The 20,160-nt window shown below is 63.6% G+C and carries 13 protein-coding genes; 3 read left to right on the forward strand and 10 right to left on the reverse strand.

What is annotated here, in order from left to right; all coding sequences use genetic code 11:
• Positions 1-215: 215 nt before the first annotated feature.
• The 3 genes from ASE71_RS00110 to ASE71_RS00120 all read right to left on the reverse strand — a co-directional run bounded on the left by ASE71_RS00110 (position 216) and on the right by ASE71_RS00120 (position 7,743).
• Positions 216-5,201, reverse strand: coding sequence for an autotransporter domain-containing protein (locus tag ASE71_RS00110; RefSeq protein WP_060539381.1), 4,986 nt, complete (start codon positions 5,199-5,201; stop codon positions 216-218).
• 253 nt (positions 5,202-5,454) lie between these two features.
• The gene (locus ASE71_RS00115; protein WP_082566588.1) at positions 5,455-6,438 is read right to left on the reverse strand and encodes a LytTR family transcriptional regulator DNA-binding domain-containing protein; all 984 of its coding nucleotides are present in this window, start codon (positions 6,436-6,438) and stop codon (positions 5,455-5,457) included.
• A gap of 549 nt (positions 6,439-6,987) precedes the next feature.
• A complete protein-coding gene (locus ASE71_RS00120) occupies positions 6,988-7,743 on the reverse strand; it encodes an IclR family transcriptional regulator (protein WP_060522044.1) in 756 nt (251 codons plus the stop codon).
• 180 nt (positions 7,744-7,923) lie between these two features.
• Here ASE71_RS00120 and ASE71_RS00125 point away from each other — a divergent pair, with 180 nt between their 5' ends.
• The 3 genes from ASE71_RS00125 to pcaF are packed head-to-tail and all read left to right on the forward strand — an operon-like array spanning position 7,924 to position 10,783.
• Positions 7,924-8,784: a CoA transferase subunit A gene (locus ASE71_RS00125; protein WP_060522043.1), complete on the forward strand. Its 861-nt coding sequence runs from the start codon at positions 7,924-7,926 to the stop codon at positions 8,782-8,784.
• A gap of 11 nt (positions 8,785-8,795) precedes the next feature.
• Positions 8,796-9,578 carry a CoA-transferase subunit beta gene (locus ASE71_RS00130; RefSeq protein WP_060522042.1) on the forward strand — a complete coding sequence of 261 codons (783 nt, stop codon included), beginning with the start codon at positions 8,796-8,798 and terminating at the stop codon, positions 9,576-9,578.
• Entirely contained in the window at positions 9,578-10,783 is a 1,206-nt protein-coding gene (pcaF, locus tag ASE71_RS00135; RefSeq protein ID WP_060522041.1) for a 3-oxoadipyl-CoA thiolase, read from the forward strand. Before ASE71_RS00130 ends, pcaF begins: the two co-directional genes overlap by 1 nt.
• A gap of 108 nt (positions 10,784-10,891) precedes the next feature.
• Here the strand turns inward: pcaF and ASE71_RS00140 are convergent, their stop codons facing one another.
• The 7 genes from ASE71_RS00140 to ASE71_RS00170 form a co-directional block, all read right to left on the reverse strand.
• Entirely contained in the window at positions 10,892-12,904 is a 2,013-nt protein-coding gene (locus ASE71_RS00140) for a beta-galactosidase (protein WP_060522040.1), read from the reverse strand.
• 127 nt (positions 12,905-13,031) lie between these two features.
• The gene (locus ASE71_RS00145; protein ID WP_060522039.1) at positions 13,032-14,066 is read right to left on the reverse strand and encodes a LacI family DNA-binding transcriptional regulator; all 1,035 of its coding nucleotides are present in this window, start codon (positions 14,064-14,066) and stop codon (positions 13,032-13,034) included.
• A gap of 14 nt (positions 14,067-14,080) precedes the next feature.
• Positions 14,081-15,784, reverse strand: coding sequence for an amylo-alpha-1,6-glucosidase (locus ASE71_RS00150; protein ID WP_060522038.1), 1,704 nt, complete (start codon positions 15,782-15,784; stop codon positions 14,081-14,083).
• A 4-nt stretch (positions 15,785-15,788) separates the two neighbouring features.
• Positions 15,789-16,601, reverse strand: coding sequence for a carbohydrate ABC transporter permease (locus tag ASE71_RS00155; RefSeq protein ID WP_034805833.1), 813 nt, complete (start codon positions 16,599-16,601; stop codon positions 15,789-15,791).
• A complete protein-coding gene (locus ASE71_RS00160) occupies positions 16,594-17,547 on the reverse strand; it encodes a carbohydrate ABC transporter permease (RefSeq protein ID WP_234798784.1) in 954 nt (317 codons plus the stop codon). The genes ASE71_RS00155 and ASE71_RS00160 overlap by 8 nt, the downstream gene beginning before the upstream one ends.
• 25 nt (positions 17,548-17,572) lie before the next feature.
• Positions 17,573-18,802 (reverse strand): ABC transporter substrate-binding protein, encoded by a 1,230-nt coding sequence (locus ASE71_RS00165; protein WP_060522037.1) that lies wholly within the window; start codon positions 18,800-18,802, stop codon positions 17,573-17,575.
• Between the two features lie 20 nt (positions 18,803-18,822).
• Complete coding sequence (locus ASE71_RS00170) at positions 18,823-19,971, reverse strand: ABC transporter ATP-binding protein (protein WP_060522036.1); 1,149 nt, start codon at positions 19,969-19,971, stop codon at positions 18,823-18,825.
• Between the last annotated feature and the right edge of the window lie 189 nt (positions 19,972-20,160).

The following is a 20,160-nucleotide window of genomic DNA, read 5'->3' on the forward strand; positions in this document are numbered from 1 at the left end:
AGTACGCCGCGCAAGGCTGCTTGTCTCCTTGAGTACCGGCAGATAACGCCAGACCATCTCCGTCGCGGCGACGTGCGAGCGGGTGAAGCGTGGACGCATGGCCGCTGGCGCGCCGCATCCATACGCACTTCAAGCCAGCCTTGAAAAGCCAAACGGCCCCCTGCCAAGGTCACCCATGACCCGGACAGGCGGCCGCTTGGGTCGACTGCGTTCAATCAGAACTTGACGCTCAGATTTGCCTTGACGCTCTGGTCGCTGACACCTCCGCCGAATTGACCTGTGTAGGTCAAACCGAGGGTCGCCTCCGGCGCGACGGCGAAATCGAGGCCGGCTTCAAGCACCGCTGTGTTTTCGGCGATCGGGACGCCGGCGATGACAAACGTGCTCGCCGGCGAGAACCCGTTCGACGACAGCGGCAAGGTGTCGCCGAAGGCATGTCTCCAGCCGATGGTGCCACGAGCCGTCGCCAGCACGCCGCCAAGGTCGAAGCTGGACGCCGCGCGAAGACCAAGGGTCGTAAACGTCGTGTCCTGCGACGCGTCCTTGCCGAAGAGCGCCGCGGCTCCACCCCGCTCGGCAAAGCCGTCGCGATTGAGATGCACATAGGCCAGGTTGGCAAACGGCTCCAGATCGACCGAGCCGGCCGTGAACGCATAGGCGAACTCGCCGAAGACCTGGCCCGTCCCGGCGCTGTAGTCGGCATCGAGGCTGTCCGTGAAGCCCGGGAACGAAACGGTGCGGTTCGTTTCGATATCGTGCCAGCTATAGGCGGCGCCGGTTCTAAGCGACGCATCGCCCCAACGTCCGCCGGCATAGATGCCCAGATGATAGTTGTCGGAGGTTGCCGAGGAGAACCGCGCGTCGATGTCCATCGAGGAACGCGAGTAGCCGGCAAGAGCGCCTACGGTCCATTCGTCCACCTGCGTATCCGCACCGACGAAGAAGCCGCCGATGGATCGATCCGCCTTGGCGGCATTGCCGTCACCGTCGATCCGTCCCCAGGAACCGAAGCCCTGGCTCCACAGAGCAAGTTCGCCGCTGTCGATAGCGCCGGTGATCTCGCTCGATTGCTTCGCCGCCACGGTGCCGAGCACGGTGCGCAGACGATCGTTCGCGGCATCACGCAGGAACCGGCTGTCCTCGATCAGGATCGACTGGAACGAGCTGTGCACTTCGCCGGAAAGCAGATCGAAGGCCGTGCGCGCCGCCTCGGGCGTTGCGGCAAACGCCACCGCGTTGAAGATGGGGTTGGCAAAACCGAGCCCTTCGACACCGACGCTGGTGGCGGTCTGGTTGCGGGTCTGGCCGACGCTTGCAAAGCTGATATCGTTGCGGGTCAGCTTGAGCGAAAGGTCGTTGCCGTCGCCGCCGCTGTAGTCGACGGTCGGATCGAGGAACACCAGGTTGTCGACGATCGACGCAAAGGTGCCGGTGATCGTGCCGGAACTCGTCTTGTCGATGAGGATGAACGGGCCATTGACCGGGTTCCAGCTCGACGCCGTGTTGGGCGAAAGCAGGAGATCAAGAGTCGCACCGGAGATGTCGACGCTGCCCGAAACGACCAGCTTATCGGTGGCGGTGGGCGAGCCTTCGATCTGCAGAACCCCGTTGTTGGTGTAATTGCCGGCGATCGTCTGCGTGCCGATCGAGTTGCCCGGAGCGTGGACGCCGCCAGCCTGGATGGTCGTGTTGCCAAGTGTGCCGGTGCCGCCAAGACGCGCTCCGCGCCGGATCGTGGTCAGGCTGGAGTTCGCGAGCGAACCGTTGACGATCAGCTCGCCCGAGGTGATGTCGGTCGTGCCGGTAAAGGTGTTTGCGCCTGTCAGGGTCAGCTTGCCCGTACCCGCCTGGGTCAGCGTGCCGTTGCCCGAGACCGCGCCGGCATAGGTCACGTCGTTCGAGCGGTTGTAGATCAGCGCGCCGTCGTTGGTGATCGAGCCGACGAATTTGCCGGTTCCGCCGATCCAGCCGGTCGTGCCGCCGTTGCCGAGTTGCAGCGTGCTGCCGGTGCCGATCGTCACCGCACCCGATGTGCTGTTGTTGGCCGTGAGCGTCAGCGTACCCGCGCCGATCTGCGAGAACGAGCCGGGGCCGGTGATCGAGCCGGCATAGGTCGAATTGGCCGAGCTGTTGAAGACGAGGGCACCGTAGTTGGTGACATTGGATGCGAGGGAACCACCCGCGCCACCATCGCCGATCTGCAGCGTCGCCCCCTGGGAAATGCCGGCGCCGCCGGTAAAGCCGTTGGTGCCACTCAAGACCTGCGTGCCGGCACCGATCGAGATGCCACCGGTACCGTTGATCGTGCCCGAGAACGTGCCGGTCGCGTTATTGATGATCAGCGTTTTGCTACCGAGCACAACCTGCCCACTGCCGGCAAGCGACTTGACCTGTGCGGAAGCCGCCGCCGAGACGTCGAAGGTGCCATCGGCCGTCAAACCGCTCGAGGCGTTGATCCGACCCTGACCCGAAAGCGCGAGCGTGCCGCCGGCTGCGATGCTTGTCGCACCGGTATAGGTGTTCATGCCCGTCAGCGTCAGCGTACCGTTGCCGACCTTGTTGAGGCCGCTGCCGGTCGCGCCATCCTGCAGCACCGAGCCGATCGTGGTTGCGACGCCATTGCCGACATTGATCGTCGCCGCCGTGCCGCTTGCCGGGTTGAAGGTGAGCACCCCGCCATTGATGGTGTAGCCGCTGCCGTCGTTCGTCGCGGAGAACTGCAGCGTATCGAAGCTCTGCGCACCGACGACATTGACGGTGCCGCCGGTGGCGCCGGCAAAGACGCCGACAGAGCCGCCGAAGCTGCCGTTGATGTTGGCGCGCCCCGGAGCGCCGGTCCAGTTGGTGCCACCAGACGTCCAGGTGCCGGTACCGCCGTTGACGGTGCCGTTGCCCGTCGTGTCGCCGCCATCCCAGAAGTGCATCGTCTGGCCGGCGCCGAGCACCGACAAATTGACCTGCTTGGCAATGCCGGTCTGGACCTGTTGGCTGGCGATCGTGAAGCTAGGAACCGTCGACGTCGCGGTCGTCGTCGCAAAACTGCCCGACAGCGCGCCGTCATATTCGAACAGCCGGTAGTAACCGGCCGATGCCACCTGCGCGTTCAGTGCGCCGCCGAGCGTCAGGTTGCCGCCGACCTTCACCAGATCGTTGCTGCCGACGCTGCCGACGAGCCCGGGCGTATTGAGCTCGAAAACCGAATTGGAGCCGGCATTGAGCGTCAGATCGCCACCGATCGTGATCGTGCCCGGGCTGTTGCCGGCCGAGAGCGTGCCATCGACGACGACGCTGCCGCCGATCCTGCCCGATCCCCCGAGCGTACCGCCGGTGCCGACATTGACGTTGCCGCCAAGCTGGCCGTTGACATAGGTCGTGCCCGACGTCACCGACGTTGCTCCAGCGAACAGCGAACTATCCCCCGTCAGCGTCAGCTTGCCCGTTCCCGCCTGCGAAATCGTGCCGGTGCCCGAGACCTTGCCGGCATAGCTGACATTGTTCGAGCGGTTGTAGACCAGCGCGCCATTGTTGGTGATCGAGCCGACAAAGTTCCCCGTGCCGCCGATCCAGCCTGTGGTGCCGCCATTGCCGAGCTGCAGCGTGCTGCCTGTGCCGATCGTCACCGCTCCGCGCGTGCTGCTGGTCGCCGTCAGCGTCAGCGTGCCGCTGCCGATCTGCGAAAACGTCCCGTTGCCGGTGACCTCGCCGCCATAGGTCACGTCATCGGAACGGTTGAAGATCACCGAACCGCCGTTGGTAATGTTCGACACGAGCGAGCCACCCGTGCCGCCATTGCCGATCTGCAAGGTCGCGCCAGTATTCGTACCCGCGCCACCGGCAAAGGTGTTGGTACCCGTCAGGACCTGCGTGCCGGCCATAACATTGATGCCGCCGGTGCCGTTAATCGCGCCCGAGAACGTACCCGTGGCGTTGTGGATGATCAGATATTGACTTCCAAGCGTGACCTGTCCGCTGCCGGCCAGCGACTTGACCTGTGCAGAGGCGGCGGCGGATACGTCGAAGGTGCCGTTGACCGTCAATCCGCTGGAGGCATTGATGCGTCCCTGGCCCGACAACGCCAGCGTACCGCCCGCCCCGATGCTCGTCGCCCCGGTATAGGTGTTCATGCCTGTCAGCGTCAGCGTGCCGCTGCCGGATTTGATGAGCGAGCCGTCGCCCGTAATCGTATTGTTGATCCTGCCGTTGCTGTTCTGGTCGATCGTCAGGCTGGCGGTATTGTTGATCGCGATGTTGCCGGAAAGACCCGGGTTCGCCGCAGAGAACCGGAACGTGTTGGCGCCGCCATCGAAGGTCATGGCGTTGGCGGTCCCGCCATTGCCGCCGATGATCGAACCGGATGTGCCGAGGGTCACGTCCAGGTTTCGACCGAAGATCCCAGCTCCGTGCACGCCGCCGGTCCCGCCGGTTCCAACCACACCGCCCGTCACGCTGCCGCTGTTGATGATCACCGTGCCGCCGTTCAGCGCGCTGATGCCGTGACCGCCGTCGCCATTGTACTTTTCGAGAGCGTGGCCGCCGGCGCCGGCGTTGCCGCCGTTACCGCCCGTGACGTTCGTGTTCACCGTCAATGTGCCGCCACCGACGAGCGCCGCGCCGTCGCCACCGTCGCCGCCGCTGCCACCGATACCGATAGCCCCCGACGCTGCCCCGCCAGCACCGCCGTGTCCGCCCCGCCCACCGGAAACTGCCGGTCCGGTTATGCTCTCCGTTCCCCCGGCGGCAACAATCCGGCCGTATCCGCCAGCCCCGCCGCCACCGCCGTCCCCGTTCGGAGACGTGCCTCCATCGCCGCCGCGGCCAGCGACATTGCCGACGCTGCCGTGCGCACCGCCGCCGCCACCCGCACCGCCGCCAAAGTCGCTGCCGTTGCCGATGCCGCTTCCGCCGGTTCCTCCGTTCGGGCTGCCGCTGGTGCCGCCGGCACCACCAGTGCCGCCAACCCCGGCGCCGCTCTGGCTTCCCGCGCCACCGGCCGCACCCGGCCCGCCGCCGCCGCCGCCGTTTCCGCTATCGATGGCATCGCCGCCGGGCGTTCCCTGCAGGTTGCCGTCGACGCTGCCGCCGGCGCCGCCCCAACTCCCGCCGGTGCCGCCCTTGCCTGCCGCATGCGCGACCGGAACGGACGCGACCATGCCGAGAGCAAGGCCGGTGGCTGCGAACAACCACAGAGCGGTGCTGTTCATCAGCAAGCGCCGGCTACTGGTTACCGAACGACGCGTCGTCCGCCGCCGATCGTTGCGCGCTTCGCTCTCACGTCCGCTTCCCAAGCCCTGATTCTGACAATTGATCTTTTTCAAAGGCTTGCCCCCGCCATCGTTCAAAAATGTCCCAGGAAGCTCGCTTGCATAGCAACCCTACAGCGGCAACGCCTTATCGACGAAACAACCTACGGGTTCGACGAAGCGACAAACCCCGATATCAGCCTCTGTGGAAAATTCAGATGCCGAGACGACTGCGCAATTCCTGCCTGTAGGGGCGGGACACGGTCCAGGATTCGTCTGTTCTGCGCAGACGCACGACCCAGGCCTGTTTCGTCGGACCGGAATGACGGTCCAGCTCGGTCACGTGCGACAGGTTGACCACCGCAGTCCGATGGATGCGCAGGAAGTTCGCCTTGGGCAAAAGGCCGATCCAGAATGAAAGCGGACGAAGATCCAGCACCGCGGCTTCGTCCTTCAGCCAGACCTGGGTGTAGTCCTTGGCAGAGCGAAGCCCGACGATCGCAGACAGCGGCACGCCGCGGCTGCGTCCCGGCATATGCAGATGGACGAGCGCGCCTATCTCTGCCGACGTCGTCGCGCCAGCATCGTCCCGGTCGCCATACGTCCGCGTGCGCCCGTAGCGCGCGATCCCGATCAGCTTTGCACAGCGGACGAGTTGGTGGATTTCTTCGACCGGCCACCGACGCACCGCCCGCGTTGCATCGAAACCTATGCAGCCACGCAACGTGCCCTTGTGAAAGACCGGGACGCAGAGAACGCTCTTGTCATTCTGGCGAAGCATTTCCGCCTGAAGCGCCCGCGCCGGACGCGGTAGCCTTGCGACATCGTTGATCATGACCGCCTTGCCGGCCACCAGCCACTGATGGAGCCAGCCGATCATCGTCACCGGCGTCTGCTGCAGGTCCCCGACATGTGACGACACCTCGCCTCGCACCCATTCGTCAGTGTTGCGGAAGCGCAGAAGATCGTCGGTGTATTCGAACATCCACGCCCGGTCGGCGCCGGCAAGCTTGCCGGTTTCCTCCAGGATCGCGGCGATCGCCGCGTTGGCCGGAGAACCGATGAGGTGGGTGGCGGCCAGATAGGCCCAGTCTCGTGTGGGCTGCGCCACGGCGGGGCAAGGCGGCTCGTTCGTCGCGATCAGTTCGTAGGGCGGCAAGCCTATGGAATGATCGGACCGGTGCAATTGCTCATTCATGACGCTCGATATGGAAAGGCGAAAAGGGATCGCTCAGCAAAAATTCGGGTTTCCCGGCGATCCGGGTCGCAACAATGACAGCAACGCCCAGACATCGCCGAGAGCGGCGCTGGACAAAATTCGACAAATACCTGGCTCTTGCGGCGCGATGGCCCCCTCCATCGTCCTGTGCCGGCGTTTCTCACCGCCAGCACCACCCGCGTGGACCACTAAAATTTGTAGGTTAAATAAATGCAAGCGCAAACTGCATCGCTCCGTGGCTCATTTTTGGGTATTCCGGCCGTTCGGTCGCTACCCAAAATCTGTGCTTGCCGATGGAATGAGCTGCAGACCAAGCGGTCCGGTGCAGATGAACGGCCTTGGCGCCAATGGAACTGCCTGACACGAGACGACGTGCACAGACCCAAGGGTGCCCATACTCAAATCCCCCATGCTCGTTGCCAGCCGTTCCGATCACCATCAATCGGCGCCAGCAAGGACCAGGTCCTGCGGTGCTGGCGTGCTTCCAACGCGCGACAGCAAAACATCAAGCGCCGACGCAGGGAGCTGTTATCTCAGCACCAGCCGGAGCGCCCCTTGCGTTTCCTTGAGCAGCGGCAGGTAACGCTCAACCATCTCCGTTGCGGCCACGTGGGCTGCCGGCGCGCCGATGTTTAGCGCCGCAACGATCCGGCCGCGGTCGTTTTCGAGCGGCACTGCGATCGAACAGAGACCGAGTTCGAGTTCCTGATCAATCAACGCATAGCCCTGGTCGCGCACACGGCGAAACTCGGCGATCAGGTCCTCCGGATCGGTCTTCGTATAGGGCGTGTTTGCCTTGAGGTTCGATCGGGCAAGGATCTCTCGTGCCTCATGCTCCGGCAGTGCCGCGAGCCATACCCGCCCCATGGAGGCGCAATAGGCCGGCAGGCGCGACCCCGTCGTCAGGTTGATCGACATCACCCGCTTTTGCGAGGCGCGGGCGATGTAGACGATCTCGGTTCCATCCAAGACCGAGGCCGAGGCGCTCTGCCCGGCGCGGTCGGACAATTGGTCGAGATAAGGTTGGATGATCGTCGGCAGCGGCGTTGCCGAGAGATAGGCATGGCCAAGGCGCAGGATCTTCGGCGTCAGCGCGAAGAACTTGCCGTCATAGTCTGCATAGCCGAGCTCGGAGAGGGTCAGCAGCGACCGGCGCACCGTCGCCCGGTCAAGCCCGGTAATCTTTGACGCCTCGGCAATCGACAGTTTCGGCCGGGTTTCATCGAAGGCTTCGATCACTGCCAACCCGCGCGCAAAGCCGCTGACGAAGTCCGTTTCCCGCATCCTTGCCTCCCAAATCATCGCCAACGACTTTGTGCGATATACGAACAAAAGTCAAATATCGCACAAAATATTTGACCGAGCGTTTCGATCGGCGCTTATTGGCATCCGGAAGAGGAAGGCGCCGGCTGCCCGTGGGGCGACGAAGGCCACGAACAGATCACTGAGACCAAGAGAGGAAACATGGCGAAGATCGTTTCGCTCGCCGAGGCTGTCGGCGACAATGTCAGGGATGGCGACACCGTCGCCATGGAAGGCTTCACCCATCTGATCCCCTATGCCGCGGGGCATGAGGTGATCCGCCAGGGTCGCAAGGACCTCTATCTGGTGCGTATGACGCCGGACATTCTCTATGACCAGCTGATCGGCGTGGGTGCGGCGCGTGGCATGAAGTTTTCCTGGGGCGGCAATCCCGGCGTCGGCTCGCTGCATCGCTTCCGCGACGCCGTCGAAAACCAATGGCCGCGGCCGCTGGAGATCGAGGAGCATTCCCACGCGGCGATGGCCAACGCCTATGAGGCGGGTGCCGCCAACCTGCCGTTTGCGACGCTGCGTGGTTACATCGGCGCCGACCTGCCGAAGGTAAACCCCAACATCAAGTCGGTCACCTGCCCGTTTACCGGCGAAGTGCTTGCGGCCGTACCGGCGATCCGCCCTGACGTCACGATCATTCATGCGCAACGCGCAGACAGGCAGGGCAACGTGCTGATCGAAGGCATCGTCGGCGTGCAGAAGGAGGCGGTTCTTGCCGCCAAGCGCTCGATCGTCACGGTCGAGGAGATCGTCGACGAGCTCGACCCACCGTCGCCCAATTCCCTCGTGCTGCCCCGCTGGGCCGTCACATCGGTTGCTCACGTTCCGGGCGGCGCCTTCCCGTCCTATGCGCACGGTTACTACCCGCGCTCCAACGCCTTCTACATCGGCTGGGACGAGATCGCCCGCGACCGCGATAGCTTCACCGCCTGGATCAAGGAAAACGTGCTCGACGCCAGGCCGGAAGATTTCGCCAAGCATGCCGGCAACAAACCGGCAAAAGCGGCCTGAGGGAGGATAGAATGAGCGATTTTACCCCCACCGAAATGATGACCATCGCCGCTTCCCGGGCGCTTTCCAACGACGACGTCTGCTTCGTTGGCATCGGCGCGCCCTCGGCCGCCTGCAACGTCGCGCGGCTGACGCATGCACCCGATATCACGCTGATCTACGAGAGCGGCACGGTCGGCACCAAGCCGGATGTGCTGCCGCTTTCGATCGGCGACGGCGAACTCTGCGACACGGCCCTTTTCACCGTGTCGGTGCCGGAGATGTTCCGCTACTGGCTGCAGGGCGGGCGTATCACGACAGGCTTCCTCGGTGGCGCCCAGATCGACAAGTTCGCGAACCTCAACACCACGGTCGTCGGCCCCTATGACCACCCGAAGGTGCGTCTGCCCGGTGGTGGCGGCGCTCCGGAGATTGCCTCCAATTGCGGCCGCATCTTCATCACCATGGCGCTCTCCAGGCGCGGCTTCGTCGAGAAGCTGCCCTTCATTACCTCCATGGGCCACGGCGACGGCGGCGACCACCGCGAACGGTTGGGCATGAAGACCAAGGGACCGACGCGCGTCATCACCGACCTCTGCATCCTGGAGCCGCATCCGCAAACCAAGGAACTGACCGTCGTTTCGATCCATCCCGGCGTCACGCGCGAGCAGATCGTCGAGAATTGCGGCTGGGCGATCAGGTTCGCCGAGGAAGTGATCGAGACGCCGGCCCCGTCCGAACTCGAACTCAAGACCCTTCGTGACATCAACGCTCGCACCAAGAAGGCGCATCAGGGCGACAAGGAGGCTGCGTGATGGCCGAGGCTTTCATCTGCGACTACATCCGCACCCCGATCGGCCGGTTCGGCGGCTCACTCTCATCGGTGCGGGCCGACGATCTCGGCGCAATTCCGCTGAAGGCACTGATGCAGCGAAACACCGACGTCGACTGGGACGCCGTCGACGACGTGATCTTCGGCTGCGCCAACCAGGCGGGCGAGGACAACCGCAACGTCGCCCGCATGTCACTGCTCCTGGCCGGTCTGCCGGTCGGCGTCACCGGCACGACGATCAACCGGCTTTGCGGCTCCGGCATGGATGCCGTCATCGCTGCAGCCCGCGCCATCAAATCGGGCGAAGCCGAGCTGATGATCGCCGGTGGCGTCGAGAGCATGTCACGCGCGCCCTTCGTGATGCCGAAGGCCGACACCGCCTTTTCGCGCAACGCCGAAATCTACGACACGACCATCGGCTGGCGCTTCATCAATCCCCTGATGAAAAAGCAATATGGCGTCGATTCCATGCCGGAGACGGGCGAGAACGTCGCGGCTGACTTTCACGTCAGCCGCGAAGACCAGGATGCGTTTGCTGTGCGCAGCCAGGCAAAGGCAGCGGCCGCGCAGGCCAATGGCCGGCTGGCGAAAGAGATCGTTTCGGTGACGATCCCGCAGCGCAAGGGCGAGCCCGTTATCGTCGATCGCGACGAGCACCCGCGCGCGACGACGATGGAGGCGCTTGCCAAGCTCGGCACGCCCTTCAGACAAGAAGGCGGCACGGTGACCGCCGGCAACGCCTCCGGCGTCAACGATGGCGCGACCGCCCTGATCATCGCCTCGGAAGCGGCAGCGAAGAAATACGGCCTCAGGCCGATCGCCCGCATCCTCGGTGGGGCTACCGCCGGCGTACCGCCGCGCATCATGGGCTTCGGCCCGGCTCCGGCATCGAAGAAGCTGATGGCCCGCCTCGGTCTCACGCAGGCGCAATTCGACGTGATCGAACTCAACGAGGCCTTCGCCTCGCAGGGGCTCGCCACGCTTCGCGATCTCGGCATTGCCGACGACGACCCGCGCGTTAACCGCAACGGCGGCGCGATCGCACTCGGCCACCCCCTCGGCATGTCTGGCGCCCGCATCACCGGCACGGCGGCACTCGAACTGCATGAGACCGGCGGGCGCTATTCGCTGTCGACCATGTGCATCGGCGTCGGCCAGGGCATCGCCGTGGCGCTGGAACGGGTCTGACCACGGAAAAAGTACCGTATGAAACGCAAAGAGCCCGGCCTTTTTCCAAGGCCGGGCTCTTTGCTTTTGGGTGCTGCGTCGGTCGGCGGGCGATAATCTGCCTTCCGATCACTCCGACCAGATCGCGACGTCGACCGGGCCGAGCTTGCGGCCACCGACATGGAAGGTTGCGCCCGCAGACGCCGGCACGTCCACGGCCGTCTTGCCGTAGTTGAAGGCGAAAGTGAGCTTGCCGCGGCGGGTGATGCGCAGATCGCCAAGATCGGCCAGCGCCTCGACCGAAGCCCAGCCGAGCGCATCGCCAATCACCTTGTCCAAGAGCTCGCCGCGTGCACCCGTTGCCATGTAGCGTGCCTTGTCGTTGCCGACGAGCGCCGGAGCGCCATTGCGATAGTCGCCCTCGAAGGTCGCAAGCACGGTTTCGTTGGTGCGAACCGTCTCGCGCCAGACGCCGGCCGGATAGGTCTCGTTGCCGTAAAGTACACTCTCGCCGTGGAATTCCGGCAGCGACTCGACACGCGCGACGCTGACGTCGATCAGCGCGGCGAGCGGACCCGGCGGCAGGCCCTCCGGAATATGCATGTCCTCGGTCTTGCTGCCACTGCGCGGTCCGAAAAGCACCTTGGCACCCGACGCCGCAAGCTTTTGAACGAAGGCCTGTTCGGGGATCACGAGGTCGGGTGCCAGCACCAGCTGGTAGCCTTCGAGATCCGAGTGCTGGCCGATGATGTCGACATCGACGCCGAGGCGGGCGACGGTCGAATACCAGTCGAGCGCGATCTGCGAAGCCAGATAGGTGCGGCCCTGCGGCAGCGCCCTGGTCGCCCAGCGCGAATTGTAGTCGAGCAGGATCGCGACTTTCGCCTTCTCGCGGCGCTCGCCCTTCGGCAAACGCTTCATCTCATCGGCCACCTGCGCGACTTCGAGATAGCCCTGGTCAGCCTCGCTGTTCGGAAGCAGCAGGCCGGCATGGAACTGCTCCTGCGCAAACGGCACCTGGCGCCAGCGGAAATAGGAGACCATGTCGACGCCGTGAGCGTAAGCGAGCCAGGTCCAGAGCCGGACCATGCCGTCGGCCGGCGACTGATTGTGCGAGGCCCAGTTTACCGGGCCCGGCTGCTGCTCCATCACCCAGACACGACCGTTGCCGACGGCGCGGTAGAGATCGTGGTTGAAGGCCGGCTGGTCGGGATCGCCGACGCGCAGATACCGGCCCTTGTCTTCCGACGAGAGACGACCATTGAGCAGGCCACCCATCGGATAGACGTCCCACGACGCGATATCGATGTCCTCGCCGACCTTGTAATGGTCGAAGTCGGTGTTCTGCGACATGAAGTTGTGCGTCACCGGACGGCCCGGCGAGTGCTTGCGGATGATGTCGACCTGCGCCTTGTTGAAGCTCTTCACCTGGTCGGAGGAGAAGCGGATATAGTCGACGATATGGGTCGGGCTCGGCTCTTCGACGAGGTTGTTCGGAAGCTCAATTTCGTCGAAGGTCAGGTAGTTCATCGCCCAGAAGGCCGTACCCCAGGCGCGGTTCAGTTCCTCAACCGTGCCATAGCGGGCCTCAAGCCATTCGCGGAAGGCGCGCAGCGCCTCTTCGGAATAGCTGTAGATCGTGTCGTGGTCGCCATACTCGTTATCCGTCTGCCAGGCATGCACGAAAGTGTTCTTGCCATAGCGCTCGGCCATGGCTTCGGAAATCCGCGCCGCCTCGATGCGGTAACGACGGCTGGAGAAGCAGTAGTGGCGGCGGGCGCCGAACTTGCGCACCACACCCTTGACGTCGACGGGCAGGATGTCCGGGTAGCGGTCGATCAGCCACTTCGGCGGTGCGGCGGTCGGTGTTCCCAGAATGACCTTAAGACCGGCCTTGCCGAGCACCTCGATCGCGTCGTCCAGCCACTCCCAGTGGAATTCGCCGGAGCCGGGCTCGATCTTCGCCCAGGCGAATTCGCCGATGCGCACCCAGGCAAGGCCGAGCTCGACCATGCGGCGGGCATCCTCTTCCCATTTTTCGCGCGGCCACTGCTCCGGATAGTAGCAGACGCCGAGTTCCAGCATGTCCGTCTGCTGTTCTTTGGCGTTGAAGCGGTTCGATCTCGTCAGGGGCATGTGCACGGGTTCCGGTCCTTCGTCATGTCTTACGGCCGGTTGGGTCCGACCTCGGGTTTTGTCTGTGCGCCCTCGAATATAAACGTTTATATTCAAGGGCATGAATGAGCGCCCTGAGCGGGCGTGAAATTCGTCAACGGTTCGGGTTCAAGCGGTCGTCGCAACGCTCGATCAGGTTCGGCATGAGCAGCGTCTGCAGCGCTTCCGGCGGCTCACCCTCCATGCGCCTGAGGATATAGGCGCCGAGCAGGCTGCTCGGTTCACTGATCGGCAGGTAATAGGTGGTGATCGGCGGCGCGAAATACTGGCTGACGTTGAGATCGTCGGTGGCGTTGATCACCGCATCGCGGCCATGCACCAGCCCGCGCTCGTGGAAGCCCGAGAAGGCGCCGAGCGCGGAGGCTTCATTGGCGCAGATATAGGCGGTCGGCGGGTTGCCGAGCTCCGACATGGTCAGCACGTTCTCGCGGCCGAAAGCCGGCGTCAGACGGCCATGGGCGACGAGCGCCGGATCATAGGGAAGCCCCGCGACATCAAGCGCATGCCTGTAGGCTTCGAGCCGGGTGATGCCGTAGCTTAAGTCCGAGAGCGGGTTGAGCAGCGCGATGCGGCGATGACCGCGCTCGGTGAGCCGCGCCATCGACACCCGGATCATCTGCTCGTTGTCGGCATCGACATAGGCATGCGGCGCATTGTGAATGCTGGTGCCATAGGTGACGAAGGGGAAATCGGCCGCCTGCATCGTGCGGATGCGGGGATCGTCGGCGCGGGTGCCCGAGATGATGATGCCGTCGGCCTTCTTCAGCGAAACGATCTGCTTGATGACCGCCTGGCTCTCCTCGAAATTGCGGACCGCATAGAGCGAGACGCGATAGGGACTGTCTTCCAGCGCCCAGGAAATGCCGCTCAGGAGCTGGGCGTATTCGACGCCTTCCCATTCGTTCTGCTTCGGACCCGGCGCGGTCATGATGGCTGCGACCTGATAGGTCTTGCCGGTGCGTAACTGCACGCCATGCATGTTCAGTTCGTAGCCGACGCGTTCGGCCGCTTCGATCACGATCGCCCGCGTCTCCGGACGAACCTGAGGCGAATGCTTCAGGGCCTTGGAAACGGTGGCGATGGAAAGCCCCGTCTCCTGCGCAATGGTCTTGATCGTCGGTCTCTGCATGGCGGTTCTGCTCGTCACGGGTTGTCAGCGCTGAGCGAGGCTGCCAGCACAAGATAGACTGCGGATGTCCAGGCGAATGCGCGATCGCGAAGGCCCCTCCCCGAGCGCGCGTCGAAGTTTTCGGCCATACCGCTTTTGCTCGCAAGTGAACAGAACTTTTCCGCGACTTCGCGCGCGAGCTCAATCTTCCCTTGCCGGCGCAGTCCATCCCAGAGAAGCAGTGTGGTCGGCGCCCAAATCGGCCCGCGCCAGTAACCGTCGTCTTCGTAGAAGGAACTCTTCGGGCTTTCCGTCGCCGGGCCCCATTCGGTGATGAAGCCGCCAGCGACGAGCCGCGCGACAAGCTTGTCGCGCATGTCGGGCGTCAGCCGCGAACCAAGCAGCAGGGGCATGAACTGGATGAGGTTTTCGCCCGGCAGTATCCGCTCCGGATCCGCAGCGAGCCGGGCGCCAAAGGTGTTGCCGGTCCAGAGGCGCTCGAACAGCAGCACCTGCAGGTCGTCTGCCTTCTGCCGCCACACCGCCTGGCGGGCCGAGTCGTCTTCGAGAAGATCGGCGAGCGTCTCGCAGGCAAGGATCAGGAAAACGGGCAGATCCGGCGAGATCACCGGGCCGCCTTCGGCAAAGAAGGTGGCGTTGTCCCAGCCGCTGTCGTTGCCGTGGAAATAGGACGGCAGGCTCGTCCCATCCTTGCGGCCATAGGTGAGCCAGTAATCCACCTGCTTGCCGATGGCGTCGCGCAGGTAAGACTTGCGCTCTGCCGTCAGGAAGCCCGGATCGGCGGCCGCGATCAGCGATACCGCCCAGCCATGAACCGGCGGCTTGGTGAAAGCAAAGAGCACGTCGCGGTCGTTGACATAGTCCGGCAGCAGGCCGGACGCGTCCTGGTGGTCGAAGATCGCGGCGAACTGATCGAAGGCAAGATCCTGATCGAAGGCCGCAACGCCCAGCGCCGAAAAGGCGTTGTCCCAGCTCCAGATGTTGATCATGTGGTTCTTCGACATGTAGATCGCCGGCCGCGTCAACGCGCCACCGGCCGGCACGCCGTTCGCCCAGAGCAGATAGCTTGCCAGCCGATGCGCCTCGCCCTGGCCGTCAACACCTCCGGGAACGCGCGCGTGCCACGCAGAGAATTCTGCCGTCGCATCCGAAAGCGCCTCGGCGAACCGACCGGGCCGATCAGCCGGCGACACGGTACGGAAAAAATCGACATTACCCTCGAAGGCGCCGGCTCCCGAGAAGGCGAAGGACACGTCTTCGGAATGGTCGCGCTGCCAGGCGCCAGTGACCTTCAGGTCACCAGTGATCGCCCGCGGGATGAATTTGACGTTTTCGACCGCGGCCACCAGGCAATCCTCGCCGGTCGGTGTGCGGTAGACATAATCGTAACGCGAGCCTTCGAGATGGAAGCGCACGCCGGCCCGTTTGCCTGCGATGTACAGCCTTTCGCCTTCGCCAATGACGAAGCTCACCTCGCCCTCGCCAATGCGAGCATCGAGCCGTTCCGGGGATAGCACGAGCACGGGCGTCGCGGTCTTACCCGCTGCATCGAGAAACTCGACGCGGCAGAGGCGACCGAGCGATGGCCGCTCGTCGCCGCCTGCCACGTGGCGGAGATAAAGTGCCCGCTCGCCGTCGCGGCCCGGCACGCGCATCGTCGAGAGCGTCAGGAAACGGCCCCTGCGGCTGAAGGGCACGGTATCGATATCGAACAGCATGCCGTTATCCCTTCACCGACGAGCCGACCGCGCCATCCATGATATAGCGCTGGGCGACGAAGAAGAGAGCGAGCGGCGGCAGGCAGAGGATGACGGTGATCGCCGCGATCGAGGTCACGTCCACTTCGTGCAGGCCCTTGAACATGGAGAGGCCGAGCGTGAGGGTGTATTTCGACTGGTCGTTGAGGAAGATCAACGGGCCGAGATAGTCGTTCCAGGCATTCATGAAGTGGAAGGTGCCGACCAGCACCAGCGCCGGCATCATCAGCGGCAGATGGATGCGCCAATAGATGTCGAAAGCGTTGGCGCCATCCATGCGGGCCGCCTCGTCGATCTCCATCGGCACGGTCATGATGTATTGGCGAAGCAGGAAGACGAAGAAAGCATCGGCGAAATAGGCGGGCACGATCAAGGGCTTCAGCGTGTTGATCCAGCCGAGCAGGTTGAACTCCATGTAGAGCGGGATCATCTTCACGTCCCACGGGATCATCATGGTGGCAAGCAGCAGGATGAACAGCGGGTCGCGGCCGGGGAAGCGGAAGCGGGCAAAGCCATAGGCAACCAGCGACGACGAGATCAGCTGGCCGATCGTCGACAGCACCACGACGATCACCGAATTGGTGAGGTAGGTGCCGAAGGGCTGCTTGTTCCAGGCGGCGGCAAAGTTCTCCCAGTGCCATTCCGACGGCCAGAAGACTGGCGGGAACTGGTAGAGCTCGGCGGAGCTTTTGATCGCCGTCATGAAGGTCCAGTAGAACGGCGCGATGAACAGCGCCGAGAGCAGGATGAGCGCGGAATAGAGCAGCGTCTTACGCATTGTGCTCTCCATCGTTCTGGCGGACTTCGCCTTCGTAATAGACCCAGGCAGCCGACCAGCGCATGACGCCGAGGCTGAGCAGGAGCACGATGATGAACATCACCCAGGAGCCGGCGGCGGCATAGCCCATGTCGAAATACTTGAAGGCGTTGTCGTAGATGTACATGGCGAAGAAATAGGTGGAGCCGAGCGGTCCGCCCTTGGTCAGAAGCAGCGCGATCGTCAGCTGCTGGAAGGCCGAGATGATCGAGGTGATGAAGGTGAAGAGCAGCATCGGCCCGAGCATCGGCAGGGTGATGAAGACCATCTGCGCCCAGCCGGGAACGCCCGAAACGGTTGCGGCCTCGTAGAGCTCCTTCGGGATGGCTTTCAGGCCCGTCAAGAGGATCAGCATCGTGCCGCCGAGCCCCCAGAGGCTGGCGATGATGATGGCGACGATCGCGAGGTTGGGATCGCCGAGCCAGTTCGGCCCGTCGATGCCGACGAAGGAGAGCATGAAGTTCAAGAGCCCGTATTCCCGGCTGTAGATCCAGCTCCAGATCGTCACCAGCGCGACGCCGGAAATGACGCTCGGCAGGTAGAAGGCGGTGCGGAAGAAGCCGCTGGCGAAGGTGATGTTATGCAACATCAGCGCCAGCAGGAACGACATGACGATGTTGAACGGCACATAGATTGCCGCAAACTTGACCGTAATCCAGAGGCTTTCCCAGAACTGCGGATCCTCGAACAGCATGGAACGATAGTTTTCGAGCCCTACGAACGTGCGTTCACCGACGACGGGCCAGTCGTAGAAGCTCATTGTCAAAGAGAAGACGAGCGGACCGAGCGTGAAGAACAGGAACCCGAGGATCCACGGGGAAATGAACAGATAGGCCGCGATGTGGCGGGCGAAGGCCGAGCGCTTGCGCTTGGCCGCGGCCGGCACTGCGGCTGTTGCATAGGTCATGTCCATCTCCCCGGGCTCCCTTGTCTTACTTGATCAGCCGCTTCGAGCGGGCAACCGCCTCGTCGAGATGCTGCTTGGCATTGCCCTGGTCGATCATCGTCGCCTCGATGGCGCGAGCGAGATTGTCCTGGACCTTGCCCCAGTTGGCGTTCTTCAGGAACGCATGGGTTTCGGTGTTGGAGGTCGCGAGAATGTCGAAGAACGGCTTGTAGATCGGGTCCTTGGTCATGCCCTTTTCTTCCGCAACGCTGGTGCGCACCGGCAGGTCGTTGATGCGCATGGCAACCGCTTCCGGCGAGGAGAAGAACTTGACGAATTCCCAGGCGAGGTCCGGATGGGCCGCATCCTTGGCGATCGAGATCGCCGAAACGCCGAGCGCCGAGTGGGCGGTCTTGTCGCCGAACTTCGGCAGTGGTGCTACGCCATACTTGATGCCGGATGCATCGATGCCCGACTTCGACCACATGGCGCTCTGGAACATGGCGATCTTGCCGCCCTTGAACAGCGTGCTGCCCGAGGTGTCGTCGCCGAGGTTCAGCGTGATCGCTTCCTGCTTCTTGGCCATGTCGCCGAACATGTCGAGGACCTGGGCGGCGGCGTCGCTGTTCATGTAGCCGTCGATCTTTTTGCCATCGTCGGAAATGTACTTGGTGCCGTTCGACCAGAGGAACTGCTCGAAATCGTACGGGTCCGGCTTGGCGTCGACGGCAAAGCCATAGACCTTGTTTGGCTCGTCGCGGAACTTGGCAGCCTTGGCGCGCAGGTCGTCCCAGGTCCAGCCGTCCTTCGGCTCCTCGACGCCGGCCTTGGCGAACATGTCCTTGTTGTAGAACACCACCTGGGTGGTGAAGCCCGACGGCATGCCGTAGGTCTTGCCTTCGACACGAACCGTGTTCATCAGGCCCTTCGGGAAATCGTCCGGCTTGATCTCGGCCGCATCCTTGGCGATCAGATCGTCGAGCGGCTTCAGCGACGTGTAGTATTGCGGGAAGTTCCACATATACATGACGTCAGGCGGGTTGCCGGCACCGAAGGCGGCGATCAGCTTCTGATCGTAGCCATCTGCGTAGGGTTCGACCTGGACCTTCACGCCCGGATGCGCCTCCTCGAACTTCTTGGCGATTTCCTGCTGGATCGCCAGGCTTTCGTCCGTGTCCCAGGTCGCAAAGCGCAAGGTCTCTTCTGCGCGAGCCGTGGCGGTTCCGGCGATCGCCAGAACCATCAGCGAGCCGATGATCGACTTCGTGTTGAGCATGTTTCTCCTCCTCCTTCGGGTTACGCGACCCGCTTTGCCTTTTCCTGATTGATGAGCGCCTGCGTCTCGCCATCGAGACGTCGGGCAACCGCCTGGCCATCGCCGTCGAACAGATGGCAATGCTCGGCCGGCAGACGCAGATGCACGCGCTCGCGGGCGGAAACCGGATGCGTGCCGCGCACGACCGCGGTCATGTCGCCACCATTCTGAAGGCTGATATGGACGTGGCTTTCCGTGCCGAGCCGCTCGACGAGGCGCACGTCGCCGACGAGGTGACCCTCCTCGGCCGAAACCAGCTCGATCTTGTCCGGGCGAATGCCGAGCGTCACCGACTTGGGCTTGGCGACCGGTGCGGCCGAGAGCATTTCGAGCGTGAGCGGATGGGCGAGACCACCGCCGTTGAGCGTCACCGCCGTATCGACCTGCGACGTCACTTCGGTGGTCACGAAGTTCATGCGCGGCGAGCCGATGAAGCCGGCGACGAACAGGTTGGCCGGCTGATAGAAGAGTTCGAGCGGCGTACCGAACTGGCTGACCTTGCCCTTGTCGAGCACAACGACACGATCGGACAGCGTCATCGCTTCCACCTGGTCGTGGGTCACATAGATCATCGTCACGCCGAGACGTTCATGCAGCGCCGCAAGTTCGACGCGCATGGTGACGCGCAGGCCCGCGTCGAGGTTCGACAGCGGCTCGTCGAGCAGGAAGAGCTTTGGCTCGCGCACGATCGCACGGCCGATCGCCACCCGCTGGCGCTGGCCGCCGGAAAGCTGGCGCGGCTTGCGGGCGAGCAGTTCCTTGATGCGCAGGATGTCGGCAGCGCTCTCGACGCGGCGGTCGATCTCGTCACGCTTCATGCCGTTCAGCGCCAGACCGAAGGACAGGTTCTTGCGCACGTTCATGTGCGGATAAAGCGCGTAGTTCTGGAAGACCATGGCGATGTCGCGCTTGGCCGAAGCGACGTCGGTGATATCGCGATCGCCGAGATGGATCGAGCCGCCGTCGAGATCCTCGAGACCGGCGATCGAGCGCAGCAGCGTGCTCTTGCCGCAGCCGGACGGACCGAGGAAGCAGACGAACTCGCCGTCGGCGATATCGAGGTTGATACCCTTCAAGACTTCGAGCGAACCAAAGCCTTTGCGCAAATTGTCGATGCGGATCGCTGCCAACGGGCCCTCCCTGCCGGCGGAGCACTGCTGCGGCCAACGGCCGAGTTGCAGCACCAAGTTAAACGTTTATATGCACGATAAAAACGTTTAACTTTCTTGTAAAGCGGAAAATCGCATCGATCCGATTTTGCTGTTGAGAGCAGAGAGCAATGACAAAACGGCCGCCCGGAGGCGGCCGTTTTTGGTCTT

This window comes from Ensifer sp. Root954, from assembly GCF_001429005.1.
In the GTDB taxonomy this organism is placed as follows: Bacteria; Pseudomonadota; Alphaproteobacteria; order Rhizobiales; family Rhizobiaceae; genus Ensifer; species Ensifer adhaerens.